At 60.9% G+C, this 26221-nt stretch carries 20 protein-coding genes; 10 read left to right on the forward strand and 10 right to left on the reverse strand.

Annotated elements, in window-relative coordinates:
- Nucleotides 1–16 precede the first annotated feature (16 nt).
- A complete protein-coding gene (uvrA, locus tag O3300_RS27850; protein ID WP_251351697.1) occupies nucleotides 17–2866 on the reverse strand; it encodes an excinuclease ABC subunit UvrA in 2850 nt (949 codons plus the stop codon).
- Nucleotides 2867–3247: 381 nt separating this feature from the next.
- Between uvrA and ssb the strand changes: the two genes are divergently transcribed.
- The 4 genes from ssb (at nucleotide 3248) to O3300_RS27870 (ending at nucleotide 7052) form a co-directional block, all read left to right on the forward strand.
- Complete coding sequence (gene ssb / locus O3300_RS27855) at nucleotides 3248–3757, forward strand: single-stranded DNA-binding protein (RefSeq protein WP_034781209.1); 510 nt, start codon at nucleotides 3248–3250, stop codon at nucleotides 3755–3757.
- Between the two features lie 240 nt (nucleotides 3758–3997).
- Nucleotides 3998–5449 carry a UbiA family prenyltransferase gene (locus tag O3300_RS27860; RefSeq protein ID WP_305054700.1) on the forward strand — a complete coding sequence of 484 codons (1452 nt, stop codon included), beginning with the start codon at nucleotides 3998–4000 and terminating at the stop codon, nucleotides 5447–5449.
- Complete coding sequence (locus O3300_RS27865) at nucleotides 5446–5811, forward strand: hypothetical protein (RefSeq protein WP_077398178.1); 366 nt, start codon at nucleotides 5446–5448, stop codon at nucleotides 5809–5811. Before O3300_RS27860 ends, O3300_RS27865 begins: the two co-directional genes overlap by 4 nt.
- Nucleotides 5811–7052, forward strand: a complete 1242-nt coding sequence (locus O3300_RS27870; protein WP_305054701.1) for a glycosyltransferase family 39 protein — start codon at nucleotides 5811–5813, stop codon at nucleotides 7050–7052. The genes O3300_RS27865 and O3300_RS27870 overlap by 1 nt, the downstream gene beginning before the upstream one ends.
- A gap of 47 nt (nucleotides 7053–7099) precedes the next feature.
- On the opposite strand, the gene O3300_RS27875 is transcribed toward O3300_RS27870, so the two are convergent.
- On the reverse strand, nucleotides 7100–7516 hold the full coding sequence (locus O3300_RS27875) for a hypothetical protein (RefSeq protein ID WP_305054702.1): 417 nt from the start codon (nucleotides 7514–7516) through the stop codon (nucleotides 7100–7102).
- A gap of 383 nt (nucleotides 7517–7899) precedes the next feature.
- Between O3300_RS27875 and O3300_RS27880 the strand changes: the two genes are divergently transcribed.
- Together O3300_RS27880 and O3300_RS27885 are read left to right on the forward strand one after the other, a co-directional pair.
- The gene (locus tag O3300_RS27880; RefSeq protein WP_251351693.1) at nucleotides 7900–8163 is read left to right on the forward strand and encodes a hypothetical protein; all 264 of its coding nucleotides are present in this window, start codon (nucleotides 7900–7902) and stop codon (nucleotides 8161–8163) included.
- 36 nt (nucleotides 8164–8199) lie between these two features.
- The gene (locus O3300_RS27885; protein ID WP_305054703.1) at nucleotides 8200–8700 is read left to right on the forward strand and encodes a hypothetical protein; all 501 of its coding nucleotides are present in this window, start codon (nucleotides 8200–8202) and stop codon (nucleotides 8698–8700) included.
- 88 nt (nucleotides 8701–8788) lie between these two features.
- Here the strand turns inward: O3300_RS27885 and O3300_RS27890 are convergent, their stop codons facing one another.
- Together O3300_RS27890 and O3300_RS27895 are read right to left on the reverse strand one after the other, a co-directional pair.
- Nucleotides 8789–12370, reverse strand: a complete 3582-nt coding sequence (locus tag O3300_RS27890; RefSeq protein ID WP_305054704.1) for a M1 family aminopeptidase — start codon at nucleotides 12368–12370, stop codon at nucleotides 8789–8791.
- Between the two features lie 10 nt (nucleotides 12371–12380).
- Nucleotides 12381–13298 (reverse strand): ABC transporter ATP-binding protein, encoded by a 918-nt coding sequence (locus tag O3300_RS27895; protein ID WP_305054705.1) that lies wholly within the window; start codon nucleotides 13296–13298, stop codon nucleotides 12381–12383.
- Between the two features lie 257 nt (nucleotides 13299–13555).
- On the opposite strand from O3300_RS27895, the gene O3300_RS27900 reads away from it, so the two are divergent.
- Nucleotides 13556–14065 carry a GNAT family N-acetyltransferase gene (locus O3300_RS27900; protein ID WP_305054706.1) on the forward strand — a complete coding sequence of 170 codons (510 nt, stop codon included), beginning with the start codon at nucleotides 13556–13558 and terminating at the stop codon, nucleotides 14063–14065.
- A gap of 6 nt (nucleotides 14066–14071) precedes the next feature.
- Here the strand turns inward: O3300_RS27900 and O3300_RS27905 are convergent, their stop codons facing one another.
- Entirely contained in the window at nucleotides 14072–14920 is an 849-nt protein-coding gene (locus tag O3300_RS27905; protein WP_099666128.1) for a hypothetical protein, read from the reverse strand.
- A gap of 277 nt (nucleotides 14921–15197) precedes the next feature.
- Between O3300_RS27905 and O3300_RS27910 the strand changes: the two genes are divergently transcribed.
- The gene (locus tag O3300_RS27910; RefSeq protein WP_369812330.1) at nucleotides 15198–15668 is read left to right on the forward strand and encodes a GNAT family N-acetyltransferase; all 471 of its coding nucleotides are present in this window, start codon (nucleotides 15198–15200) and stop codon (nucleotides 15666–15668) included.
- The gene (locus O3300_RS27915) at nucleotides 15665–16402 is read left to right on the forward strand and encodes a metallophosphoesterase (RefSeq protein ID WP_305054707.1); all 738 of its coding nucleotides are present in this window, start codon (nucleotides 15665–15667) and stop codon (nucleotides 16400–16402) included. The genes O3300_RS27910 and O3300_RS27915 overlap by 4 nt, the downstream gene beginning before the upstream one ends.
- Here O3300_RS27915 and O3300_RS27920 read toward each other — a convergent pair whose 3' ends face one another.
- The 5 genes from O3300_RS27920 to O3300_RS27940 all read right to left on the reverse strand — a co-directional run bounded on the left by O3300_RS27920 (nucleotide 16403) and on the right by O3300_RS27940 (nucleotide 25028).
- Nucleotides 16403–17746, reverse strand: a complete 1344-nt coding sequence (locus O3300_RS27920) for a sigma-54 dependent transcriptional regulator (RefSeq protein ID WP_289900513.1) — start codon at nucleotides 17744–17746, stop codon at nucleotides 16403–16405.
- Nucleotides 17739–19649 (reverse strand): ATP-binding protein, encoded by a 1911-nt coding sequence (locus O3300_RS27925; RefSeq protein WP_305054708.1) that lies wholly within the window; start codon nucleotides 19647–19649, stop codon nucleotides 17739–17741. Before O3300_RS27925 ends, O3300_RS27920 begins: the two co-directional genes overlap by 8 nt.
- A 246-nt stretch (nucleotides 19650–19895) precedes the next feature.
- A complete protein-coding gene (locus tag O3300_RS27930) occupies nucleotides 19896–20888 on the reverse strand; it encodes a porin (protein WP_077398167.1) in 993 nt (330 codons plus the stop codon).
- A gap of 108 nt (nucleotides 20889–20996) precedes the next feature.
- The gene (locus O3300_RS27935) at nucleotides 20997–22310 is read right to left on the reverse strand and encodes a dicarboxylate/amino acid:cation symporter (protein WP_077398166.1); all 1314 of its coding nucleotides are present in this window, start codon (nucleotides 22308–22310) and stop codon (nucleotides 20997–20999) included.
- Between the two features lie 384 nt (nucleotides 22311–22694).
- On the reverse strand, nucleotides 22695–25028 hold the full coding sequence (locus O3300_RS27940; protein ID WP_305054709.1) for a catecholate siderophore receptor Fiu: 2334 nt from the start codon (nucleotides 25026–25028) through the stop codon (nucleotides 22695–22697).
- Between the two features lie 291 nt (nucleotides 25029–25319).
- Here O3300_RS27940 and nudC point away from each other — a divergent pair, with 291 nt between their 5' ends.
- Nucleotides 25320–26159 (forward strand): NAD(+) diphosphatase, encoded by an 840-nt coding sequence (nudC, locus tag O3300_RS27945; protein WP_305054710.1) that lies wholly within the window; start codon nucleotides 25320–25322, stop codon nucleotides 26157–26159.
- Nucleotides 26160–26221: the final 62 nt, after the last annotated feature.

Genomic DNA, 26221 nt, shown 5'->3' on the forward strand with positions numbered 1-26221 from the left:
GAGCGGGAGGTGCGGCTTATTGCTTGAGCAGCGGCCCCAGGTATTTACCCGTCACGCTGGCCGGATTCAGGGCCACGTCTTCCGGCGTGCCCGTGGCGATGATCTGGCCGCCGCCGGCGCCCCCTTCGGGACCCAGGTCGACGATCCAGTCGGCCGTCTTGATGACGTCCAGGTTGTGCTCGATGATGACGAGGGTGTTGCCCTGGTCGCGCAGGCGGTGGATGACTTTGAGCAGCAAGTCGATGTCGTGGAAGTGCAAGCCCGTCGTCGGTTCATCGAGGATGTACAAGGTACGGCCCGTGTCGCGCTTGGACAATTCCAGCGACAGTTTCACGCGCTGCGCCTCGCCGCCGGACAGGGTGGTGGCGCTTTGCCCCAGCTTGATGTAGCCCAGGCCCACGTCGAGCAGGGTTTGCAGCTTGCGCGCGATCAAGGGGACCGGCTTGAAGAATTCATGCGCCTCTTCCACCGTCATGCCCAGCACTTCCGTGATGTTCTTGCCCTTGTATTGCACTTCCAGCGTTTCGCGGTTGTAGCGCTTGCCGTGGCACACGTCGCATGGCACGTAGACGTCGGGCAAGAAATGCATCTCGACCTTGATCACGCCATCGCCCTGGCACGCTTCGCAGCGTCCGCCCTTCACGTTGAACGAGAAGCGGCCCGCGCTGTAACCGCGTTCCTTGGCCGTCGGCACGGTGGAGAACAGGTCGCGGATCGGCGTAAACAAGCCCGTGTACGTGGCGGGATTCGAGCGCGGCGTGCGGCCGATCGGCGCCTGGTCGACGGAAATGACCTTGTCGAAGTGTTCCAGTCCGCTGATCGAGTCGTGCGGCGCCGGTTCCGTCTGCGAACCATACAAATGGCGCGACAGGGCAGGATACAAGGTATCGTTGACGAGCGACGACTTGCCCGAGCCGGACACGCCCGTGACGCACGTCATCAAGCCCACCGGCAAGCTCAGCGACACCTTCTTCAGGTTGTTGCCTGTCGCGCCAGTAATGAGCAACTGCTTTTCCGGATTGCTGGCGTGGCGCTTGGCCGGCACGGCGATTTTCAGCTTGCCGTTCAGGTACTGCGCCGTCAGCGATTTCTTGTTCTTCAAGATCTCGGGCAAGGTGCCTTCGGCGATGATTTCGCCGCCGTGCACGCCCGCGCCGATGCCCATGTCGACGATATAGTCGGCCGTGCGGATGGCGTCTTCGTCATGCTCGACCACCAGCACGCTGTTGCCGATGTCGCGCAAGTGTTTCAAGGTTTCGATCAAGCGGTCATTATCGCGCTGATGCAAGCCGATCGACGGTTCATCGAGCACATACATGACGCCCGTCAAACCGGAGCCGATCTGCGACGCCAGGCGGATGCGTTGTGCTTCGCCGCCGGACAACGTGTCGGCGCTGCGGTCCAGCGACAGGTAATCGAGGCCCACATTGTTGAGGAATTTCAGGCGAGAAATGATTTCCTTGACCACGCGGTCGGCGATCTCTTTCTTGGCGCCCGTCAGTTTCAGTTTTTCAAAGAATTCCAGCGTCTCGCGCAGCGGTTTTTCCGCCACTTCATAGATGGCCCGCTGCTGCTTGCCCGTGCCGACCTTGACGAAGCGCGCTTCCACGCGCAGGCGCGCGCCATCGCATGAGGGGCAGCATTTTTCATTGATGAACTTGGCCAGCTCTTCCTTGACGGCCATCGAGTCCGTTTCGCGGTAGCGGCGCTGCAGATTGTTGACCACGCCTTCGAACGTGTGTTCCTTGATGACGGTGCGGCCCCGTTCGTTGACATAGGTAAACGGAATCACTTGCTTGCCGGAACCGTACAACACGGCTTGCTGGGCATTCAGTGCCAGCTGTTCGAACGGCATGTCCAGGTCGAACTCGTAATATGCGGCCAGGTTCGACAGCATCTGGAAGTAAAACTGGTTGCGGCGGTCCCAGCCCTTGACGGCGCCCGAGGCGAGCGACAGGTTCGGGAACGCGACGATGCGTTTCGGGTCAAAGAATTCAATATGTCCCAGGCCGTCGCATTCGGGGCAGGCGCCCATGGGGTTGTTGAACGAGAACAACCGCGGTTCCAGTTCTTGCAGGGAATAGCCACACACATTGCAGGCGAACTTGTTGGAGTACACGTGTTCCTGGGCCGTATCCATTTCGTAGGCAATGGCGCGGCCGTCGGCCAGGCGCAGGGCCGTTTCGAAACTTTCTGCCAGGCGTTGCTTGATCTCTTGGTTCACCTTGACGCGGTCGATGACGACGTCGATCGTGTGTTTTTCCGTTTTCTTTAATTTCGGGAGGTCATCGACTTCATAGATCTTGGCCGCGTGCGTGCCGCTTTGCACGCGAAAACGCACGAAGCCCTGCGCCTGCATCTGCTCGAACAGGTCCACGTGTTCGCCCTTGCGGTTGGCGACGACGGGCGCCAGGATCATCAGCTTGGTGTCTTCCGGCATGGCCAGTACGGCGTCGACCATTTGCGAGACGGACTGGGCGGCCAGCGCGTTTTCCGGGTGGTCGGGGCAGTAGGGCGTGCCGACGCGCGCATACAGCAGGCGCAAATAATCGTGGATTTCCGTCACGGTTCCCACCGTCGAGCGCGGGTTGTGCGAAGTTGCCTTCTGTTCGATGGAGATGGCAGGAGATAATCCCTCGATCAGGTCGACGTCCGGTTTTTCCATCAGTTGCAGGAACTGGCGCGCATACGCCGACAGCGACTCGACATAGCGGCGCTGGCCTTCCGCATACAGGGTGTCGAAGGCCAGCGAAGACTTGCCGGAGCCGGACAAGCCGGTAATCACGATCAGCTTATTGCGCGGCAAATCGAGATTGATATTCTTGAGGTTATGCGTGCGAGCGCCGCGAATGCGGATCTGTTCCATGTGATTGCCTTGCTTTCAGTGAGTGGTGCGGCCGGCGCATTGTGCCTGGGTGCAGATGAGGAGCCACAACGGGTCAACCTGTTACTATAGCCGGGTTTTGCTCTGCATGCCTGAGGCAGCCATGGGCGGATTGCGCCGCCAGGCGAACGTGCCCTGACAAAGTTTGATACAGATGCGTGCAGACGTTCAAACACTGTATATAATACCAGTATTCAAGTTTCTTGTTTTCACCTGCCGTGAAAAAAACGTGCTGCCGCACGGGAGAGGGCGTCCGCCAGAAAGCGGGTGCTTTGCGCCGCGTGGTCGCTTATAATCCTCGTTTAGTACACTAAACTAACGCGCGGGACACCGGCTCCCGCTGCAGTTCATCAGGAGTTATTCATGGCATCAGTCAACAAAGTCATCATCGTCGGCAATCTGGGCCGTGACCCGGAAATCCGCTACATGCCTAGCGGCGACGCGATCGCCAACATCGCCGTGGCCACTTCGTACAAATCGAAGGACCGCAACACGGGCGAACAAAAAGAATTGACAGAGTGGCACCGTATCTCGTTCTTCGGCCGCCTGGCGGAAATCGTCGGCCAATACCTGAAAAAAGGTTCGTCCGTCTACGTGGAAGGCCGCCTGCAAACCCGTAAATACACGGACAAGGACGGCGTCGAGAAGTACGCAACCGACATCATCGCGGAACAGATGCAAATGCTGGGCGGCCGTTCCGGCATGGGCGGCGACGCCGGCGGTGGCGATGACAGCTACGGCGGTGGCGGCGGCTACGAAGCCCCGGCCCCACGCCAGGCACCGGCCCCGCGTCCGGCACCAGCCCCGGCGCCACGTCCGGCACCGAAGCCGGCGCCGAACTTCTCGGACATGGATGACGATATTCCGTTCTAAGACGCACTACGGCTCGTTGCCACATAACGCCTCGCAAATCCTGGATTTGCGAGGCGTTTTTATTTGTTGTTGCGGGTCTCTTTTTTTGCGGGTCTCTTTCAGGTGCTACGGGCGTTCAGCTCAAGCAGATAACCGCTCCCTTCCTTGATATATGTTGGTTATCGCCATCGTGGCTCCCCCTATAATTTAATCACTGCTTTCAGCACTCCATCTGTTATGCCACACCAGAATCGGGAGAAAATGGTGGCTATTTCGACCAAAGCGCCCCTGGTTGTCGATCTTGACGGAACGCTGACGCCAACCGATACCCTGCTGGAATCCGTCATCCAGGTGGTGAAACACTCCCCGCTTAATGTGCTCCGCATGCCGTTCTGGCTCATGCGAGGGCGGGCAGGCTTCAAGGAAGCCATTGCGGCGCGTGCCGGCATCTCGGGCGAACACCTCCCTTACCGCGCGTGCCTGCTGGATTACCTGCGCGAGGAAAAGCGCAAGGGCCGCATGATTGTCCTGGCGACGGCGGCCCACCATTCGATTGCCCGCAACGTGGCCGGGCACCTGGGCCTGTTCGACAAGGTGCTGGCGACGCAGGACGGTCGCAACCTCAAGGGCAAGGCCAAGCTGCAAGCCATCCGGGAGCAGGTCGGGCCATGCTTTGTGTATGCCGGCGACAGCAAGGCAGATATTCCCATCTGGCAAGCCGCCAAGGCTGCGGTGCTGGTGGATGTCGCCTGGAATACGACCCAAGCCGTGCGGCGGCACGTTCCGATCGAACGCGAGTTTCCGGGAGCGAGCGGCGGGCTTGGCGTGTGGCTCAAAGCCCTGCGTGTCCACCAGTGGTTAAAGAATCTGCTGCTGTTCGTGCCCCTGCTGACGGCATTTTCCTTCCTCGACCTGGGCAAGATGAGCACCATGGGCGTGGCCTTCCTGGCATTCTCCTTGGCGGCTTCCGCCACCTACATGGTCAACGACCTGTGGGACCTGGAAAGCGACAGGGCGCACCCCCGCAAGCGGCTTCGCCCTTTTGCCAGCGGCCGCCTGCCGATTCTGAAGGGCCTGGTCGTGGCTGCGGGGGCCTTGCTCCTGGCCCTCGTTCTGGCCTGGTCCGTGTCGAATGCCTTCCTCCTGATGCTCCTGCTTTACCTGGTGCTGAGCAGTGCGTATAGCTGGGTGCTCAAGGAATACGTGCTGATCGACGTGCTCATGCTGTCCTTGCTGTATACCTTGCGCATCCTGGCCGGTTCCGTTGCCATTGGCACTGCCACGAGTTCCTGGTTGCTGGCCTTCTCGGTCTTCATGTTCCTCAGCCTCGCCCTGGTGAAGCGCTGTGCGGAGCTGGTCACCCTGGAGGGAAATGGCAAGGCAGCCACGCGTGGACGGGATTACCGGGTGAGCGACCTGGCCGTGTTGTGGCCTCTGGGGGGCGGGGCGGCACTCTCCGCCGTGGTGGTGTTCGGGCTGTTCATCAGTGCACCGGAAACGCAGGTGCGCTACGGCACCCCGCAGATGCTGTGGCTGGTCGCCCTGGGATTGATTTACTGGCTTGCGCGCCTGTGGGTGAAAACTTCCCGAGGTGAAATGCACGATGACCCGGTGATTTACGCCCTCAAGGACCACGGCAGCCGCATGACCGTCTGCGCCATGGTGGCCGTCATGCTGGGGGCGCATTTTCTGGTGTTGGGTACTTACCCATGAACACGTTCTGCATTGCCATCCTGAGCATCGCGCTATCCGTCATGGCGCAGTTCTCATTGAAGACCGGCATGTCCGGTGACGGGGTGCAGGCGATGATGGCGCAGCCCAAGTCATTCATGACCCTCATGCATATCCTCACGGACAAGTATGTGCTGGGGGGATTCCTCCTGTACGGCCTGGGGGCGGTGGCCTGGCTAGGCGTACTGTCGCAATGGGAGGTGAGCAAGGCCTATCCCCTGGCAGGCCTGGGATTCGTGCTCACCCTGCCAATCGCCTGCCTGCTGGGCGAGCAGGTCAGCCTGCCCCGTGTGATGGGCGTGGCGCTGATTTGTGCCGGGGTGTTTTTGGTGGGGAGGAGTTGATGAAGGACAAGCATGATGCCCAACAACAGCGAGATTGGCTGTGGCTGGCAATCATCGCCGGCATCGGCCTTGCCCTGAGGGCGGCGGCGATTGCGGGCTTCCAGCATGTGCCGGAAGGCGATGAACTTGCTTACCGGAGCATGGCGCTCAACTTGCTTGGCGGGAATGGCATCGTCGACAGCATGGGCAACCGCGCGATGTATAACGTGGGCTATCCCCTGTTGATACTCGCGCCTGTTTTTTTTCTTTTTGGCGACGATCTGCTGGCGGTTCGCCTGGTGAACATGTGCCTGGGAGGCGCGGCAATCGTGCTGTGCTACCTGGTGGCCAAAGAGGCTGGCGCAGGCCGGTCGGGGCGTCTCATCGCCGCGGCTGCCTGGGCGCTCTATCTGCCAGGTGGCATCTACGGGATCTACCTGGCGAAGGAAAACCTGATGATTCCCTTGATGCTGGGTGTCATGTGGTGTGCGCTGAGACTGGCACGCCAGCCCTCGAAGACCGTGGCGATCGGGTGCGGGGCACTCTTCGGTCTGTTGGCGCTGACGGGCAATGCCGCCTTGTCACTGCTTGCAGTCCTTGCATGGGCGTTGCTGCTGTCTCCCGCATCGACGGTTCGGCGGGCAAGCCTGGCCATGCTCGCGCTGTCAGCGGCGCTGGTGATTTCCAGCCCATGGCTGCTCCGGAACATGCAAGTGATAGGCGCCCCTGTCTTGAATACCAATGGCGGCTTCAATCTGTATTTGGGTAACAACCCGGCAGCGACGGGCATGTTCATTTCCATTTCGGAAACACCACGCGGCGCCACCTGGGATGCCCTTCGGAAAACGGGGGAAGTCCAGGCTTCCGAGACCTTGAAACAGGAGGCTATATCCTGGGTGAAGTCCCACCCGGCAGCGTTCCTGGCATTGGCGGTGAAAAAAGCGGCGTACTTCTGGACGCCTCCCCTGCATGCGGGAAAAGGCAACCAGTCGCCGGCAGAAAAGCTTGTGCGTCTGCTGTGGGCGATACAGTTCCTGCTCCTGATTGCCGGTGCTATCGGGACTGTGCTGATGCCCAGGCTCAGGAATCGGCAGGTCGCCCTGCTCTGGCTGGCGCTTGCGTGCTACACGGGCGTTCACATGCTGTTTTACGTGATCTTCCGATACCGTGAGCCCATGATGCCGGTCCTGGCCGTGATGACGGGCCTGGTGCTGGAATCGCTCGTGGCCGCCCGACGCCAGGCAGTGCATCCGGCCAGATAAGACAGGGGCGGCGCTCCCGCCTCTTGCGCTGTCATGGCCGCGGAGACTCAATTGCGCAGCCGCATCTCCAGGCTGTAGCTGGCCACGGCATTCCTGCGCGCCGCATTGCGCATCAAATACACTTGCACCGTGTACTCGCCATCGGCCGGCAGCGTTGCCTCGTAACTGTTGCCGCCGCTCGAGCCGATGAACAGGGCGTCCTCCTGCCCGGCTTGACGGAGGTTGAAATAATTCGACGGTTGATTGGTCTTGAGCTTGACGCCGAGAGTCTGACCCGCCTTGCCTGCCAGCGTGTATTCGGCCGTGGCGTAGCCCTTGATCTTGCCTTTCACACTGAGCGCAGCCTGGCCTGCCGTCAGTTCTACTGTTTCCTTGTGGACAGCATCGGCGCTCCAGGCGGGCGCCGTGAAAACGAGGGCCGCCAGCAGCAGGCTGGCGCGGATGGGCAGGTGACGATGCAGCATAGGCAATTCCCCTTGAACGTGGTGCCGGCGCACTCGCCGACGATACCGTCCATCTTACGCCAGGCTTTGCCTGTACCGCAGCGCCATCCGCATTTCCATCGCATGGTGCGGATTGCGCTTCTCTTCAAACCCCGGTTTGAATAAGACGAAATACAAATATTCTTATGATATTTTCGCATAAGGAGAATAATCGCTTTGCCATTGTTTATTTCGCCAATAAAGTTATTTGGGCGATTGTTTATGCGATGGTATATTGTTTGCAATGTTTCTCTGAATAAATTTTATCGGAGGGCTGCATTGCATGTAATTCACGCATGCGATGAATACGAATCTGATGGAAGACATGCTATTTACCGATATCGTGTTTTCTGCAGACGTGGCGCATGGACATTTTCCATGCTGATGTAATTAATGGAGTAAGAATGCAAGTTTTATCGGAAATGGAAATTCAAGACATCTCGGGCGGTCGTGCATTTTGTTCGGATAGCATGTCGTCGAGCGAATATACCGCCACGGCAGGTTTCTGGGGCGGTGTCGGCACTGTCGGTGCGGGCGTGGCTACCGTGCCAGGCGGCCAGGCGCTCGGTGGCGGCATCTTGATTGGCGCGGGCGTGATGTATGCCTATAATTCCTATTGTTCGGCATAAGCGGACAGATAATGGCGGGTTGAACATGCCCGCTTGATGGATACCGCTGCTCGTAACGTGGCCGCAATATGCTGTGCGTATATTGCGGCTATTGGTGCGAAGATAATGTCACTGGCTCAATTGAAGAAAAATCTTGCAATGCATATAGCTGTCGATTCATCAGGTTCGCAATGGCTGGTTCTGGAACGCATATTCGGCAAGGAAAAGGGATGGCTGCTTGCATCGCTGGCGAATTTTCAAAAAAGAAAATATCTATTTCTCTTGTGCGATGTGCTGGCATTGATTTCCATCCTGATCGGACTGGCGTGGACTTTGTATCCAGGACATATTTTTCTGCAATCTTTTCCAGTCAGCATAGTGTTATTGCTACTGGCCGGAAAAGGGCTGCGTTTTAAAACGGCCGCCGTGCCGCCCGTGGCCGGCCGGGAACGACTGGATATCTTTTTAAAGATCCATCTGGGGCTCTTGCTCCTTGCCATGGTGTTCTGTGTGGTACAGGTGGGCTGTGCGCTGCGCCAGATCTTTTTTCTGGCCTGAAAAAGTACCGAGCCCGCCGTAAAAAAACAGGCCGCGCTATCACGGATAGGGCGGCCTGTTTGCGTTGCATCAAGGTTCCGTTACAGCCTTAATTCACGCTGACTTCCTTGCGGTTATCGCGCGAGACCCGGTCGATCATCTTGTTGTACGGATCGACACCCACTTCAAATGGTTTTTCCTTCACCGTGATGGTGACCACGGGGTCGCTGCCCGACAACATGCGCTTGTCGGTGAACAAGACTTTTTCATCCTTCTCCCCGGCGCCCGGCGCGCGCGCGAAGATGGCGATCTCCACCGGTTCGTCGTAGGCGCGCGGGCTTTCCTTGCCCTTGCCGTCGGACTCCAGCTTGGCCAGGTGCAGTTGCATGGTGACATCCCACTGGCCATCCGGGCGCTTGACGGCCGTCGCTTGGGTGACGCGGTTGTCGTAGAAGACGATCTTCTCGAACAGGTCCGTGATCAGGGCTTGCTTGTCCTGCGGTGCTTCGGCGCGGATGTAGGCCAGCAATTCCGACGACGTGGTGAACGGTGCCTGCTGGTAACCCTTGTCCTGCAGATAGCGTTTCAGGGCACGGTTCAAGGCAGCTTCGCCGAGCTCATCGCGCAGGCGGTAGAACACCAGGCTGCCCTTGTTGTAGTGGATGTATTGCTGTCCCTCAACACGTGCCAGCGGCAATTCCTCGATGGCTTCGCCGCCGCGTCCGCTCAGGTAGCGGTCCAGTTCATAGCGCAGGAAGCGGCGCATCTTGTCGCGTCCGTATTCCTTTTCCATCACCATCAGCGCCGAGTATTGCGCCAGCGATTCCATCAGCATGCTGGCGCCCTGCACATTGGCGCCGATCACCTGGTGGCCCCACCACTGGTGCGCCATTTCATGCGCCGTGACGTAGAACACATAGTCGATGTCTTCCTTGTTGCGCAGGTCGGCGATGAAGCCGATGCCTTCCGAATACGGAATCGTATTGGCAAACGACTGGGCGAAGCTCTGGTAGCCGGGGAATTCCAGGATGCGCACCTGCTTGTGCTGGTAGGGCGTAAACTCGGTGCTGTAGTAGTCGAGCGACTTTTGCACGGACGTGATCATGCGATCCGTGTTGTAGCCGTGTTTCTTGTCGACATAGATTTCGATTGGCAAGCCGCGCCACGCGCCTTTCTTGACTTCCCAGCGCGCCGACAGGTAGGCAAAGAACGGCAGCATCGGCTGGTCCATCTTGTAGCGGTAATAGCGGCGGCCATCCTTTTCCCAGCTGCCTTGCAGATAGCCGGGCGCCAGGGCGATCTGCTCGCCGCTGGTGGACACCGTCGTGTCGAAATGGATCCAGTCGGCATCGCCGCCCAGCACCGTGTTGCCATACGCGGACGTGTCTTCCAGTTTGGCCATGCGCTGCGGTTCGCCCAGGCCCCGCTTGCGGCGTTCATTGCGGTCAAGCAATTCCATTTCCTTCGCATAGCCGAAGTGGGGGAAATAAGCCTGGTTGTTGAAGAAGCTGCCGTTCAGGTTGACCTGGTCCGGCGCGCCGCTGTTGGTGAAACCCTGGTGCGTGACGGTCACCGTGAAGTCCAGCGGCAGGGTGGCGCCGGGCGCCAGCGCTTGCGCCAGCTTGAGGATGCTGAAACCGAGCTCCTTGTCGTCGAGTGCGACCTTGTGCGCGGGCAAGTTCAACCACGTCGTCTTCAGTTGCGGGTCGAGCTGGATGCGCAGGGTATCGAGCGGCTGCGCCGTCTTGTTTTGCAGCACATAATGGCCCTTGATCAAGACTTTACGTTGCTCAGGATAGATATCCACATCGGCCTGGACATCCGTGATTTTTAATTGCGGCAAGTGCTGGTAGCGCTGGTATAGTTTTTCGTAGCGCGCCTGCTTGTCCATGCGGATGTTCGACGTCTCGTACTTGTTCAGCACGTTCGTGTTGTAGAAGATCCAGCCGCCCGTGCTTGCCCAGCACAGCAGCACCACGGCCAGCGCGGCGCCTGCACGGCCTTGCAGGCGCTGGCGGGCCAGGCCCCCGCGCGCGCGCCAGCCGTTCGGCAGGCCGCGCACCCAGAACGCCTGCGACAGCATGACGAGGGCCACGGTAAACAGGCTCCAGTACAGCGCGAACCAGGCCCAGCCCGTCAAGAAGTGGCCATAGCCATTCATGTCCGAATACGGGATGGCCGGCGTGCCGCCAAACGCGTACAGATTGTGTTCGAAGTGCAGCATGCCCTGCACGGCTTGCGCCACCATCAGCAGGATCACCAGCAGGTAGCCGATGAACTTGTTATTCGACAACACTTGCAGGGTGAGCGCGCACAAGCCCATCAGCACGAAGAAGAGGGCGCCCAGCAGGGTGCCTTTCAGGTACAGCCCCAGTTCCACGGGCGCGCCGCCCTTGACGAGCTGGAAGCCGATGGCCGTGAGGACGCCCGCCAGCAGGTAGCCGGCGATGACGCCGATCAGGGCCGTGCATTTGGCCAGCAGGGGAACCCAGTCGGGCACGGGCATGGCGTCGCTGACGTCGGCGATCCGCGCTTGCCGTTCCTTGAAGATCAGTTCGCCCGCATAGAAGGTGACGATGATGATCAGGAGGAAGCTGAAGCTGTTGCTAATCTGCTGCAACAGCAAATGTGTCATCGGATACACGGCCGTGCCATACATGTTCTTGCCGACATTCGCGGCAGCGATCAGGTTGATCATGCCGAACAGCAGCATGACGAGGAAGGGCAGGCTCTTGAAGACGCCGACGGCGTCGAAGCGCAGGATTTGCCACCACTGGCGCCAGGCCGTCGCGGCCGTCAAGGTTGGGACGCTGCGCGGCAGGTCCCGCGGCGCCGTGACGGCGGGACCGCTCGTTTCGGCCTTGTGCTTGCCGAACAGGCGTTTTCCCGTCCCCGCGCGCTGCGGCTTGAACAGGATCACGGTGGCGGCGAACAGCACCGCCGTGATACCCAGCCACAGCAGGCGGTTGGCCAGCAGGAAGCCGGCAAACGGCGGCAGCCCCGCGTTTGCTTCGGCGGACGTGAAGTAGCGCGTCATGCGGCCCAGGGCGCGCATGCCGAACGGGTCGAGCAGGACGGCGATCCATTCGTTGTTGATGTCGCGCGTAAAGGCGCCGGCCGTGCCCCACAGCACGAAAAAGCCCAGCACGCCCACGTAGACCAGCATCATCGAGCGCGTGGTGGCCGCCAGCAGCATCAGCAGGGCGCCGATGAAGAGCAGGTTGGGGATCACCATCACGGCGAAGCTCCACACATACGCCTGCAGCGGGAACGCGCCCACGCGCTGCGCATCGACCCAGGGCATGAAGGGGCCGAGCATGGTGCCGAAGGCGATGCAGGCGAAGATGACCAGGCAGGCGACAAAGCCGGCGGCGAAGCGGCCGAACAGGTAGTCCCATTTCCGCATGGGCGTGGCGAACAGCATGTCGGCCATGCCCACTTCGCTGTCGCGCAGCACGGCGCCGGCGATGAAGATGGTGATGAGCAACATCGACAGCAGGCTGAACATCGTCAGCAGCTGCGCCACCACGGTGGGCGCATTGCGGTTGATGTTGCCGATGGCGCCGCCGATCTGGATCGAATCGCTGCTGCTGGCGCCAAAGGCCAGCAAGGCCAGGATGACGGCAAATACCCACAGCAGCGGCTGTTTCAGCTGATAGCCGAGGTCAAACTTGAAAAATTCCTTCCACATGGCGCGCTCCTTACGCCGCGATGGCGGCCGGTACCGCAGCGGGAACGGCGGCGCCGTCGCGGGCAGCGTTGCGCACATGCAAGAAGTACACATCTTCCAAGTCCGGGGCGATCTGCACGAAGCCGCTGTCGGGCTGGCTGTCGGCATACACATTGATCTGCGGCTTGCCGCCCACCAGGCGCGTCGACAGCACATTGTGCGACTGCTGGTACTGCGCCAGCTCGTCCATGCCGACGCTGCGGCGCCACACCTTGCCGAGCAGGGTGTCGATGGCCGCCTGCGGCTCGCCTTGCACCAGCACTTGCCCCTTGACGATCATGGCCATGCGCGGGCACAGGTCCGTCACGTCGTCGACGATGTGCGTCGACAGGATCACCACCACCTGCTCGCCGATCTTCGCCAGCAGGTTCAGGAAGCGGTTGCGTTCATCCGGGTCCAGGCCGGCCGTCGGCTCATCGACGATCACCAGGCGCGGCGCGCCCAGCAGCGCCTGGGCGATGCCGAAGCGCTGGCGCATGCCGCCCGAATACGTACCCAGGTTGCGCTTGCGCGCTTCCCACAGATTGGTTTGCTGCAACAGGGCTTCCACGGCTTCCTTGCGCGGCCCCTTCTCCGTCAAGCCTTTCAAGACGGCAAAGTGGTTGAGCAGGGTTTCCGCGCTGACCTTCGGATACACGCCGAAATCCTGCGGCAGATAGCCGAGCTGGCGGCGCAGGCCGGCCTTGTCCTGCAGCACATCGACGCCATCGAAATGGATGCTGCCGCTATCGGGATCTTGCAATGTCGCAATGGTGCGCATCAGCGAGGACTTGCCCGCGCCGTTAGGCCCCAGCAAGCCGAACATTCCGTTGGGAATCTCCAGGCTGACATTGTTGATGGCCTTGACGCCATTCGCATACGTTTTGTTCAACTGTTTGATCTTTAGCATGCAGCACTCTCCAGGACGTGGGTCTAAACGCCGGCAGAGGCGTGCCTGCCGGCCTGTGAAAGGGGATCACCCTTGTCTTTATCAACCGCGATGGCGGACGTTAATGAAAGGGAATGGTATATAGGCAACTTGATGGAAAAAACGGTTTTGTGACCAAGGAAGGAAATGCAGGGATGAAATACCGGAGGGGCGGGATGAATGCCCCGGTGCTACACTCGCCAGCTTCAATGACGCCATGGTGCGGAAAGGATGGGGATATGCGTGCAACGCCGGGAAACATGACTTTGCGCGCCATCGTGCCTGGCGAAGAGGCAGCGCTGGCCCGGCTGTTCCAGCTGTATTGTTACGACAATGCTAGTTGGAGCGGCGAGGCGCTGCTGGCCGATGGCCGCTATGACGTGTGCGACGCAGGACTGGCGTCGTATGTGCACGCAGCCGGCCACACGGCCAGCTGGATCGAGGTCGATGGCGAACTGGCTGGCTTTTTCCTCACGGAACCTGGCATGGCGGGTGAGCTGCCGGTGCAGGAATTCAGCGACTTTTTTATCCTGAAGAAATACCGGCGCCGGGGCGTGGCGCTGGAAGTGGTACGCAGGGTGCTGCTGGACAGCGCGCAGACGTGGCTGGTGGCGACGTTTCGCGACGATGCCGCTGCCTGCGCGTTCTGGCGTCACGCGTTTGCGCGTCTGCCGTTTGCCAGGGTCGAGGCGTATGACGACCCTGCCTTGCCGCAGTTTCAGCTGACCTTGCTGAAACCGGCGGCTTGAGCGCGTTTAGAAGCGCACTTTCACATACGCTGACGGCCCAGTCAGGCGCACGTTCAGGTCGGCATCGCGTTCGCTGTCGCGGTGCAGCTTGATTTTCGAGATGCCATAGTCGGCCACGAAACCGATATTTTTAAACGGAAACCATTCCACGCCGATATTGCCGCCGTAGATGTGGCCGTTGATGCGTCCGCCGTTTTTCTTGATGCCCGACGCTTCCGCATACATGCGCAAGTCCGGTGTAAACGCATGGCGCCAGCCCACTTCCAGCAGCGGCGCAAACGCGTGCTCGCCGATGGAATCGCGCGCCGTGGCCGTCTCGCCATTGACGATGCCGGTGGCCGTGCCGTTCAGGCTGGCGTGGTAGTAGGCGGCGCCCAGGCCGATGCCGAAGGTGTCGTTGCCGCTGCCCAGCCACCATTTATAGGCCAGCTTGGCCAGGTCCAGTTTTAAATCGGCATTCGCCGTGGCCGTGCCCGTGACGGGCTGGCCATTGATGATGGTGTCGCCTGTCAGGCTTGGCGTGTAGGATTTGTCGTAGCGGTAGTAGTCGAATGCCAGGCCATGGCGGTCGCCGATCAGCAAGTCCGCCTTGATGCGGGGGATGGTCGTGTGGCTTTGTTTCGATTCGGGCGCATCGATGCGGCCAAACTGCGTGTCGGCGCCGATATTGATGCGCGGATCGGCGGAAAACGCCCCTACCGAGATGCTGACGCGATCCAGCGCGGGCGACGGTTCCGCCCGCGCCGTGGCGGCGGCCGTGGCGACGCCCAGCACGCCCAGCATCATGGTGCTGCGCAAGGCAAGATGGCGCAAACGTGGCGGGGTCAGGCGGGCGGGGACGGGCGTGGCAAACATGGGGCTACTCCTCAAGATAAAGTGAACGGGCCGCGACGTCGGGGCGGCTGGCGTGATGCGATAATGCAATGAGGAAATGGTAGCAATTGTTACTTTTGGATCACGTAGCCGCACGACGCAACTGGCCGTCGGACTTGTCCTACCCGATGTCACCATTAGTCAAGAGAGGAAAAAACGTGCAACAGATCATCGAACTGACGACGCCGCGCTTGCTGCTGCGCCAATGGCGCGACAGTGACCTCCGCCATTTGCGGCCCTGAACGGGGACCCCCGCGTGATGGCCTGCTTTCCCGCCACCCTGTCGCGCGAGGCCAGCGACGCCGTGGCGCAGCGTTGCCGCGGCCTCATCGCCGAGCGGGGATGGGGATGGTGGGCTGTGTCCTTGCGCGAAAGCAATACCTTCATTGGCATGACGGGACTGCATATTCCCGACGCGCAATTGCCGTGTTCGCCATGCGTGGAAATCGGCTGGCGCCTGGCCTTCGATTACTGGGGCAAAGGCTACGCGCAGGAAGCGGCGCAGGCCGCCTTGCAGGCGGGTTTTACCCATTTGCAATTGCCGGAAATCGTCTCGTTCACCGCCTTGCCCAACGTGCGATCGAGCGCGCTGATGGGGCGCCTGGGCATGCATCGCGATGCGGCCACGTTCGAGCATCCGGCCCTGCCGCCTGGCCACCGTTTGCGCACGCATTGCCTGTATCGGCTGACGCGCGCAGAATGGTGCGCACGGGAGGGAGTCACACCATGAAAATCGCCGCCATTTCCGATATCCACGGCAACCTCGATGCGCTCGAGGCCGTGCTGGCCGACATCGCCCTGCGTGGCGTGGACATGATCGTCAACCTGGGCGATATCGTCTCGGGCCATCTGCAGCCGCGCGCCACGGCGGCGCGCCTGATGGGGCTGGACTTGCCCACCATCCGCGGCAACCACGAGCGGCAATTGTTTGGCGACCCGGCCCGCATGGGCGTGTCGGACGCCTTTGCGCGCGCGCAACTGCTGCCAGAGCAACTCGCGTGGATCAATGCCCTGCCTGCCACCTTGCGCTTGCGCAAGGATGTGCTGCTCGTGCATGGCACGCCGCAAAGCGATCTCGTGTATTTTCTCGACAGCGTCACGCCGCAAGGCAGCCGCGCCGCCACGCCGGAAGAGGTGGCCGAGCGCGCGGGGACGACGGACGCGGCCCTGATCCTGTGCGGCCACACGCACATGCCGCGCCAGGTGCGCTTGCCCGATGGCCGGCTGGTCGTCAATCCGGGCAGCGTGGGCTTGCAAGCCTACGACGACGACCATGGTTATCCGCACGTGATGGAAAACGGCACGCCGCATGCGCGCTATGCCATCGCCGAACAGGGCACCGATGGCGCCTGGACGGCGCAGTTGCACGCCGTGGCATATGACTGGGAAAAGGCGGCACGGCTGGCGCTGGCGAACGGGCGGCCCGACTGGGTCACGCCCTTGCGCACGGGCCGGGTCGGCTGATCAGCGGAACTCTTCGGCCACCAGGTTGTACTTCTGCATCTTGTGGTACAAGGTTTGCTTCGGCAAGCCGAGCACTGCGCTCACTTCGCTGACGTTGCCGGAATATGCGCGCAGTTCCTGTTCGATCAGTGCGCGTTCGAAGCCGTTGACCTGTTCCGCCAGCGACAGGGGACTGGCCAGCCCGGCCGCCAGCAAGCTCGAGGCGCCGCCGGCGATGCCCAGCACGAAGCGGTCGGCGATATTGCGCAGCTCGCGCACATTGCCGGGCCAGGAATGGGCCATCAGGTTGCGCATCTGCGCGCTGGAGACGACGGGCGCGGCGCGGTTGTAGCGGGCGGCGGCGGCCAGCACGAAGTGTTCGAACAGGATGGGAATGTCCTCGCGCCGTTCGCGCAGCGGCGGCAGATGCAGCACGATCAGATTCAGGCGGTAGTACAGGTCGCTGCGGAATTTCTGTTGCTGCGACAAGTCTTCCAGGTCCAGCTTGGCCGCCGCGATGACGCGCACGTCGACGGGCGTGGGCACGTTCGAGCCCAGGCGCTCGATATAGCGTTCCTGCAGCACGCGCAGCAATTTGACTTGCAGGGACAGGGGCAGCGATTCGATTTCGTCGAGGAAAAAAGTGCCTTGATCCGCGTGCTCGATCTTGCCCACCTGGCGCTTGGCCGCGCCCGTGAACGCGCCCGGTTCGTGGCCGAAGACTTCGCTTTCAAAAATGCTTTCGGGAATTGCGCCGCAGTTGACGGCGACGAAGTTGTGCTTGCGGCGGTGGCTGAAGTCATGCAGGCAGCGCGCCACCATTTCCTTGCCCGTGCCCGTGTCGCCATAGATCAGCACGTCGGCCGGTTCGTTGGCAACGTCGAGTATCAGGCGCCGTATGTCGCGCATCGCCACGGAATTTCCCAGCAGGCGCGCTTCGATACCGCCGCCGTCCTCGAGCTGGCGGCGCAGGCTGTGCACTTCCAGGGTCAGGCGCCGCGTTTCCAGCGCGCGCAGGATGACGTCGACCAGTTGCTCGGACGAATACGGTTTTTCGATGAAATCGTAGGCGCCCGTGCGCATGGCGTGCACGGCCATCGTGATGTCGCCGTGGCCCGTGACGAGGATCACGGGCAGGTTGGCGTCCAGCGTCTTGACCGCTTGCAGCAATTCCAGGCCGCTCATGCCGGGCAGGCGCACGTCGCTGACGACGATGCCGGGGAAATCCGGCGTCAGCAGTTTATAGGCCAGCTCGGCCGAGTGAAACGCCAGCACGTCCAAGCCGGCCAGCTGCAGTGCCTGCTCGCTGCCTTCGCGTACGGTGGGGTCGTCCTCGACCAGCAAGACCTTCAAGCCGTCAAACATGTTTTTCCTCCTGCGTTGCAATCTGTAGTTCGATGGTGAAGATGGCGCCGCCGCCGGGGGCGTTTTCGGCGCGCAGCACGCCGCCGAACTGGCGCGTGATCTGTTCGGAAATGGCCAGCCCCAGTCCCAGTCCCAGGCCTTGCGGCTTGGTCGTGAAGAACGGTTCGAACAGGTGTTCGCACACTTCCGTCGACAGGCCAGGTCCCGTGTCGGCCACGTGGATCAGCACGTGCTCCTGCGTGCATTCGACGGCCACGCGCAGGCTGCGCACGTCGCTGCCGTTCATGGCGTCGAGCGCGTTGGCGTACAGGTTCACCAGCACCTGTTCCAGGCGGTTGCTTTCGCACATGGCGAAGATGTCTTCGGGCGGCAATTGCAAAGTAAAACGCACATTTTCCACCTGCAGCCGGCGTTCGACGAGGAACAGGGCGTTGCTGATCGCCGTGGGGATCGAGACGGAGGTCAGGCTGGTGGTCGACTTGCGTGCAAAAATCTTCAATTGACCCGTAATGGTCCCCATCCTGGCCGCAATTTGCGAGATCTTCGCCAAGTTGCGCCGCGCGTCGTCGAGCCGTCCCCGTTCGAGCAGGATGACGGCATTGTCGGACATGGTGCGCAGCGCCGTCAGCGGCTGGTTGAGTTCATGCGTGATGCTGGCGGACATTTGCCCCAGCACGGCCATCTTGCCAGCTTGAAACAGTTCGTTTTGCGTGATGTGGAGTTTTTGCTCGGCCTTGCTGCGCACGTCGATTTCCTGGCTCAGACTTTGCGTCATGGCATTGAGTTCCGACGTGCGTTCCTCGACCATGGCTTCCAGGTTGTCGTACGCATGTTGCAGATCTTCGCGGGCGCGCAATTTTTGCGCCACGGCCGCGCGGCGCTGGCGCAGGTAAAAGAACAGCAGCATGAAAAAGCCCAGCAGCACGCAAGAGAAGGCGGCCGCGGCGCGTGCGCTGGCCTTGGCCTGCGCCAGGTCGGACAGGTAAATGAACGTCCAGCCTTGCGGGGACTTGAGCTTGATCTGCGTCATGACGCTGGAGCTGATCTTCTGCGGCGTGTCGGCGTGTTCCTGCTCGCGCACGCTGATCACGCGGGCGCCGTTGCCCAGCTGGCGGTCGGAAACGAAGGGGATGGCTGCCAGCTGCTTCGAATAATACTGGCGCGTGCGGTTGAGTTCTTCGACGATGGCGGGCGACAGCGGTGCCAGGGTCTTGTATTTCCAGTCCGCCATGGAACTGAGGAAGATCACGCCGTGCTCGTCGGCCAGCATGACCTTGTCGGCGCCCTGCACCCAGCGTTTTTCCAGGTTTTCCAGGTTCACCTTCACCGTTGCCAGGCCCAGCATGTGGCCATTCTGGTAGATGCCGTGGGCAAAGAAATAACCGGGTTCCAGCCGCGTCGTGCCCACGCCATAGAAGCGGCCCGGCGTGCCGCGCAGCGCGTCCTGGGCGTAGGGGCGGAACGAGATATTGTCGCCAATAAAGCTATCGGGCTGCTGCCAGTTGCTGGCGGCCCGCGTGTTGCCGTCGAGGTTGCTGATGAAAATGGTCGATGATTTCGCCTGAGCATTCATTTGCTCGAGGTAATGGTTGACCGTATCGACCAGCACCGGGTCTTCCGGATGCTGCAGCAGGCGGATGACGTCGCGGTTCAGTTCCAGCGTCTTGGGCAGGAAATCGTATTTTTCCAGTGCATTTTCCAGGCTGCTGACATATACCTCGAGGCGCTGCGCGCCGCTGGCCTGCAGCTTGCCGATGGCGATGCGTTCGGTCCAGAAATACACGAGCCAGACGGTGGCCAGACAGGCGGCCAGCACCACGCCCCAGGCCAGCGTTTCGCGGCCCGACCGTTGCGACAGGCGCTGGCGCCAGGAAAGGGAGGGTTTTGTAATACTGCTATTCATAAAATCAGCTGCCAACTTGCAAGAACCCACAGTATCGCATCTTGATGTACTTCAACATAAAAAAAGCCGCCGGAAAGTAATCCGGCGGCCTGCAGCGTACTTGACGCGTATTCCACAAACATCACGACGTCCGACAAAATCGTAGCGAGCGGCAGTGATTTGTGGCCGAGAAGCGCAACCGTACTTACGTACGGTGAGCATCGCCGGCCGCAAAGCGCGCCGCGCAGTAGATTTTGGACGACGTCCTCAGAACGTGTGGCGCATGCCCAGGTTGAAACCGCTGTTGCCGGTGCCATTGTCCGTGGCATTGCCGACAACGAAGGTGGCGCCGTTCTTGTTGCTGATGTGGCCGTAACCGGTGTACAGGTCGCTGCGCTTGGACAGGGCGTAGAACGCGCCGATGGCCCATTGCTGGGCGTCACGGTTGGCATTGCTCTTGTCGTTGTGGCGGATGTACGACGCGACCAGCTTGGTGGCGCCGAACGGTGCGCTGAAGCCGACCAGGATGTCGTTGCTCTTGCTGTTGTCGAGGGCGCGGTTGTCGGCGTAGCCGAAGTTGCCTTGCAGCACGCCAAAGTCGTAGCGCGTGGCCAGCAGGGTGTTGCGCGTTTGCTGGGTCGCCAGCGCATTTTCCTTGCGGTGGTGCGTCAGGGTCACGTTCAGCGGACCGTCGATGTAATGCACGGCGCCGCCCATGCTGCGGTTTTTCGCATTGTCGCCGGCCACTTCGCCAAAGCCATACGCCAGGTCGGCCGACAGCTTGCTCCAGGTCGGCGTGGTGTATTGCACCATGTTATCGACGCGGATATTCGTCACCATCAGGTTCGATGCCGTGCCGGCCAGGCCGATGACGAACGGATCGGCCACGTCGCGCAGGGCCAGGTAGTACGGGGAATATTGGCGGCCCAGGGTGACGGCGCCGGCGCTGCCGGTCAGGCCGACATATGCCTGGCGGCCGAACAGCAGGCCGCCCTGGCCCGAGGTGCCGGTGTCGATATTGAAACCGCTTTCCAGCACGAAGGTAGCGGCCAGGCCGCCGCCCAGGTCTTCCTTGCCCTTGAAGCCGATGCGCGAGCCGGAAGCGACGCCGGAAGCGACGCGGTTCAGGCGGTCTCCAGCCGCATCCTTGTCGAACACCAGGCCGGCGTCAGCCACGCCGTAGATGGTCACGCTCGATTGGGCCATGGCGCCAGTGGAGGCTGCGCCGAGGGTCAGCAGGGTAAACAGGACTTTTTTCATGAAAATCTCTCTAATAAGTTGGAATGACTACTGATCGCACTACCTGACTGCTTGTTACTCAACATCGACAACAAATAAATGGCCCGCTTGTGGCGGGCCATGGCGCTATCAGGCTTTGCTAGCGTGATCCGCTTCGCCCCAATGGCTTTCCGTGTTCAGGCTGGCCGCGTTGGCCGCGGCGGCTTCTTCCTCGGTGGCCAGGCCACCTTCCCACTTGGCGACGACGGCCGTGGCGACGGCATTGCCGACCGCGTTGGTGGCCGAACGGCCCATGTCGAGGAATTGGTCGACGCCCATCAGCAGCAGCAAGCCCGCTTCCGGAATATTGAACTGGTTCAGGGTAGCGGCAATCACCACCAGCGAGGCGCGCGGCACGCCGGCCATGCCTTTCGAGGTCAGCATCAGCAGCAGCAGCATGGTGATCTGGGTGCCGATCGACAGGTCGATGCCGTAGGCTTGCGCGATGAACAGCACGGCAAAGGTGCAGTACATCATCGAACCGTCGAGGTTGAAGGAGTAGCCCATTGGCAACACAAAACTGGAAATTTTGCGGTCCACGCCGAACTGGTCGAGCGCCGTCAGCAGTTTTGGATAGGCCGCTTCCGAGCTGGCCGTCGAGAATGCCAGCAGGAACGGTTCGCGGATCAGGCCGACCAGTTTGAAGATGCGCGGGCCGATGACCACGAAACCGGCGCCGATCAGCAGGGCCCACAGGCACAGCAGGCCTACGTAGAAACCGCCCATGAACTTGGCAAACGTGACCAGCACGCCCAGGCCGTGGGTGGTGATGACGGAAGCCATCGCGGCGAACACGGCCAGCGGGGCCAGGTTCATGATGGTGCCGGTGATGCGCAGCATGACTTGCGCCAGCTGGTCGACGACGGCCGTCAGGGTCTTGCCCGATTCGCCCAGGCCGGCCAGTGCGCCGCCGAAGAAGATCGAGAATACCAGTACTTGCAGGATTTCATTGTTGGCCATGGCCTCGATCGGCGACTTCGGCACCAGGTGCGTGAAGAAATCTTTCAAGGTGAAGGCGGCCGTTTTCAGATTGGTCGACGCGTGGATGTCCGGCAATGGCAAACCGAGGTTGGTTCCCAGCTGCATCAGGTTCGACAGCACCATGCCCAGCGCCAGCGACACCAGCGAGGCCACCACGAACCAGCACATGGCTTTCAGGCCGATGCGGCCCGCCGTCTTGCCGTCGCCCATGTGGGCGATACCGACGGTCAGGGTGGAGAACACCAGCAGCGCAATGATCATCTTGATCAGGCGCAGGAAGACGTCGGTGACGATGGAAATATTGCCAGCGATTTGAGCGCTGAGCTTGGCATCAGGGAAAGCGGTGTTGCATCCATAGCCCACGGCAATGCCGAGGATCATGGCAATCAGGATGTACAGGGTTAATGGCCGTTTCTTTTTCATTTTGACTCCTCCGGTGAAACGCCGCTGTGAGCGGATTATTGATAGCGAGCAACTCAAGCTTGGAGTCAATATTTCTCAAAAACAAGCCCTTGCGTGCCAGCGATTATTTGCAGCAAAACCTGTACATAGCAAAGGATATGCCTGAAATGGGAATTTGGAACCTAACTTCTTAAGTTGTTGATTTAAGGATGCTTTTTTGTTGTTTAGATGTCGCAACTTGGCGCGCTTGCGCGAAATATTGGACGCGGCGGGACATCGCTGTATGACTTTTCATACGCTAGTCGCGGCAGGGCGACGGTGCGCCAAAAAGACAAGATTATCAGGACAATAAAAAAGCCCCTCCGAAGAGGGGCTTGATGTGACGCAATGCGTGTTCTCTTGACGTTAGAACTTGATATTCGCCGTCAGACTGAACGAACGTGGCTGGCCCGGGGTGTAGCGGAAGCCGGATTTGTTGATGGCCGCCACATAGGTCTTGTCGGCCAGGTTGTAGGCGTTCAACTGCACGTCGAGGTTCTTGTTGACGGTGTAGGTTGCCATGGCGTCGAAGACCCAGTAGGCATCCACGCGGGCCGGCGTGCCGACGGCGCCGTCGGTGCCGCGCAGCATTTCACCCACGTAACGCGCGCCGCCGCCGATCTTCAGGCCGAATGGCAGGGTGTACGAAGTCCAGCTGGTGAACGCCTGTTTTGGCGTGTAGGTGAGGTTCTTGTCGCCGCTGGCCGTGAAGACCTTGTTCGACTCGACCTTGGTATTCATGCGGGTGTAGCCGGCGCTGACCAGCCAGTTCGGCATGATTTCGCCCACCACGCCCAGTTCCAGGCCTTGCACGCGTTTCTTGCCGGTCTGGTAATAAATGGTCGAGATGACGGGATCTTGCTCCACTTCATTCTTGACGGTGGTCTGGTAGACGGCGGCCGACAGCGACAGTTTTTGCTTCAGGAAGTCCCACTTGGTGCCGATTTCCTTGGTGATGGTTTCCTGTGGGTCATAGTTCAGGTTTTGCGCGCTGCTGGCGGCGGTGCTCAGGGCAAAATTGGTGCCTGGCGGTGCTTTCGACGTGGCCAGCAAGGCGTACACGCTGCTGTCCGGCGTCGGCTTGTACATGGCCGAGATCTTGCCGTTGGCCAGGGTGTCGCTCAGGGTCAGGTGGGTGGGAATTAGCGTGCCCACTGGCAATGGCTGTACCGCAGGCGCAGTCACGGCCCCTTGCAGGGCGACGGCGTCATACGTGGTGTTGAAATGGTCGAAGCGCACGCCGCCGTTGAACAGCCACTTGTCGCCGAACTTGATGGTGTCGAACACATACAGGCTTTGCGTGTTGACTTCGCCTTCGGTGAAGGCGCCGCTGCGCACAGGGTTGTGGCCGGTGACGGTGTCGCGCGGATTCGGCTTGTACAGGTTCGCTGCCGGCAAGGTGCCCAGGCTGGCGGGCACATAGCTGTAGTTGGTCTGTTTTTCGCTGGTGAACTCGGCGCCGGCCACCACGGAGTGCTTCAGCACGCCCGTGTCGAATTGCGCGCTGACCACGGTCTGGTTGGTCAGGATCGTGTTTTCCTGGTCCTTCACGGTGCGCAGCGAGCGCGCCAGGGTCCAGGTCGACGGATCGGTGGTGACCGGTGTTTTCAGGTTGCCCATGCTGCCCATGAAGGCCGTCAGCAGGTAGTCTTGCTTGGTCTTGCCGTAGCGCGTGGTGTTCTGGATTTGCACGTTGGGCGAGAAATCATGGTCGATGCGCAAGGTGCCCATGTCGGCCTTGATCTTGTCGTAGTCCGAGGTAGAACCGTAGAAATTCTTCGGATCGACCCTGGCGGCGTTGTTCAGGAAGCTGCGGATGACCGGTTGATCCTTCGTTGGGACGTCCGGCGTCGAGTAGCCGGGCAAGCCGATGGTCGGCACGCCGCCGTCGGGCACGTTGTTTTGATCCACGTGCAGGTAGCTGGCCGTGATGCGCGTCGGCTTGCCGATGCCGAAGGTGACGGTGGGCGCGAAGGCCCAGCGCTTGTTCTTGACTTCATCGCGTGCCGGGTTGCCGCTGTCCTGCGTCATCAGGTTCAGGCGCAAGGCCGTGCCCGTATCGCTGTCGAGGATGCGGTTCCAGTCGGCCGTGGCGCGTTTCTGCTTGCCGCTGCCCGCCGTCAGCAGCGAATTGAATTTGTTTTCCATGGTGGCCGTCTTGCTGACCAGATTGATCGAGCCAGTCGGCGAGCCGCGGCCGCTGTCGGTGCCCGCCGGGCCCTTCAAGACGTCGATCTGTTCGATGTTGAAGACGTCGCGCGAAATGGAGCCCACGTCGCGCACGCCATCGACATAGATGCTGCCGGACGAATCGAAACCGCGCATGTAGACGGCGTCGCCCGTGTTCGTGTTGCCGTTTTCACCGAGGAAGAAAGTGCCCACGCCCGGCGTGTTGCGCAGCGCATCCGTCAGGGTCAGCGCGCCTTGCTGTTCGATCAATTCCTTCTTGATCACGACGATGGTTTGCGGCGTGTTGACCAGCTCTTCCGTGTATTTCGGCGACGAGGCTTTCTCGGCCTTGAAATCATTTTCCTTGGAACCAATGACCTTGACTTCGTTCAGGGTTTGCTGCGATGCGGGCGCGCTCTGGCCGGCCGGATCGGCGGCCTGGGCGGCAACGGGCAGCAGCATCACGGCCAGGGCGGCGCCGATGTGCTGGTTGAAACGGGATTGGACGTGTTTGCGGCTCTTGATTGCCATCTTGCTCTCTCGATAAGGTCAGGTAGTGGTTCCTGGCTGGCTGCGCGACGCTGTGCTGTGGCAAGCGGGCAAGTGGCTGGCGATGGACGGGTTGGCAGACATTGTAATTATTGGGCGCTAATTCGTAAATGAGAATCGTTATCAGTCTCGTTTACGCAACGGATTGGGTGTGCCGTAAAAAAAACACTGTCATGGCCCATGAATGCTTGCTTTGCTGCATGGCCGCTGCTACGCGCGCAAGCGTCCGGCAGCGGGAGTATGATGAGCAACCTTTACAAATTTCCGCCAAGCATGCTGCAGACACCCGATGCCTTCGTCCCCCTGATCGATGTTCCCGAACCGGCCCCGGCGGCAGCCGACACGCTCACCTTCGTCTTTCACCGCGGGCGTTTATTGTTGCGTACCCCCGAGCTGACCCTGCCCACTGCCGCCGAGGCGGCCACGCTCGATATCGACCTGAGCCGCGCCCAGCCCGTGGGCTTGTGGCAGGGCCGCTATTGCCAGACCGTCTGGACGGATGACGATGCCTTGCCCGCCAACGGCCCCCTGGCCTGGCACGGCATGCGCTCGCTGTTCTATGCCGTCGACGATGCTTTCCTGGGCCTGGCCAGCCGCGCCGCGCAACTGGCCGAGTGGGCGCGCACGCACCGTCATTGCGGCGTGTGCGCCACGCCCATGCAGCGCACGCGCGGCGAACGCTGTTTCACCTGCGCCGCCTGCGGCATGCTTGCGTATCCGCGCATTTCGCCCGCCATGATGGTACTCATCCGCAAGGGCGAGCAAGTGCTGCTGGCCATGCACAAGCATTCGCCATCGCAGCGCTTCAGTCCCCTGGCCGGTTTCCTGGAGGCGGGCGAATCGATCGAGGAAGCCGTGCACCGGGAAGTGATGGAAGAGGTGGGCTTGCGCGTGCATAACCTGCAGTACTTCATGAGCCAATCCTGGCCGTTTCCCCATTCGCTGATGATCGCGTTTACGGCCGATTACCTCGATGGCGAGATCCGCCTCGACGAGAACGAGATCGCCGAGGCGCGCTGGTTCGGCCCCGGCGATGCCTGGCCGGAAGCGAGTTCCAGCGTGTCGATTTCCGCGCTGCTGGTGCAGGCGCACCGCCCGCCGGCAGTGCCGTAAAGCGGGGGCTGCTCAGGCAGCTTGCCGCATTTTCTATATACTGGCGGCAATTGCAAATTTTA

Origin of the sequence: Janthinobacterium sp. SUN206 (assembly GCF_030587305.1) — a bacterium.
Taxonomy (GTDB): Bacteria; Pseudomonadota; Gammaproteobacteria; order Burkholderiales; family Burkholderiaceae_D; genus Janthinobacterium; species Janthinobacterium kumbetense.

Bases quoted from the DNA above. Each gene is read 5' to 3' on its own strand.
- O3300_RS27935 (WP_077398166.1), bottom strand. From the start codon at position 22,310: ATGAAAAAGAAACGGCCATTAACCCTGTACATCCTGATTGCCATGATC.
- O3300_RS27880 (WP_251351693.1), top strand. From the start codon at position 7,900: ATGGACATTTTCCATGCTGATGTAATTAATGGAGTAAGAATGCAAGTT.
- O3300_RS27940 (WP_305054709.1), bottom strand. From the start codon at position 25,028: ATGGCAATCAAGAGCCGCAAACACGTCCAATCCCGTTTCAACCAGCAC.
- O3300_RS27870 (WP_305054701.1), top strand. From the start codon at position 5,811: ATGAAGGACAAGCATGATGCCCAACAACAGCGAGATTGGCTGTGGCTG.
- O3300_RS27925 (WP_305054708.1), bottom strand. From the start codon at position 19,649: ATGAATAGCAGTATTACAAAACCCTCCCTTTCCTGGCGCCAGCGCCTG.
- O3300_RS27860 (WP_305054700.1), top strand. From the start codon at position 3,998: ATGGTGGCTATTTCGACCAAAGCGCCCCTGGTTGTCGATCTTGACGGA.
- O3300_RS27910 (WP_369812330.1), top strand. From the start codon at position 15,198: ATGGCCTGCTTTCCCGCCACCCTGTCGCGCGAGGCCAGCGACGCCGTG.
- O3300_RS27875 (WP_305054702.1), bottom strand. From the start codon at position 7,516: ATGCTGCATCGTCACCTGCCCATCCGCGCCAGCCTGCTGCTGGCGGCC.
- ssb (WP_034781209.1), top strand. From the start codon at position 3,248: ATGGCATCAGTCAACAAAGTCATCATCGTCGGCAATCTGGGCCGTGAC.
- O3300_RS27920 (WP_289900513.1), bottom strand. From the start codon at position 17,746: ATGTTTGACGGCTTGAAGGTCTTGCTGGTCGAGGACGACCCCACCGTA.
- O3300_RS27915 (WP_305054707.1), top strand. From the start codon at position 15,665: ATGAAAATCGCCGCCATTTCCGATATCCACGGCAACCTCGATGCGCTC.
- O3300_RS27905 (WP_099666128.1), bottom strand. From the start codon at position 14,920: ATGTTTGCCACGCCCGTCCCCGCCCGCCTGACCCCGCCACGTTTGCGC.
- O3300_RS27865 (WP_077398178.1), top strand. From the start codon at position 5,446: ATGAACACGTTCTGCATTGCCATCCTGAGCATCGCGCTATCCGTCATG.
- O3300_RS27890 (WP_305054704.1), bottom strand. From the start codon at position 12,370: ATGTGGAAGGAATTTTTCAAGTTTGACCTCGGCTATCAGCTGAAACAG.
- O3300_RS27885 (WP_305054703.1), top strand. From the start codon at position 8,200: ATGGATACCGCTGCTCGTAACGTGGCCGCAATATGCTGTGCGTATATT.
- O3300_RS27930 (WP_077398167.1), bottom strand. From the start codon at position 20,888: ATGAAAAAAGTCCTGTTTACCCTGCTGACCCTCGGCGCAGCCTCCACT.
- O3300_RS27900 (WP_305054706.1), top strand. From the start codon at position 13,556: ATGCGTGCAACGCCGGGAAACATGACTTTGCGCGCCATCGTGCCTGGC.
- uvrA (WP_251351697.1), bottom strand. From the start codon at position 2,866: ATGGAACAGATCCGCATTCGCGGCGCTCGCACGCATAACCTCAAGAAT.
- nudC (WP_305054710.1), top strand. From the start codon at position 25,320: ATGCTGCAGACACCCGATGCCTTCGTCCCCCTGATCGATGTTCCCGAA.
- O3300_RS27895 (WP_305054705.1), bottom strand. From the start codon at position 13,298: ATGCTAAAGATCAAACAGTTGAACAAAACGTATGCGAATGGCGTCAAG.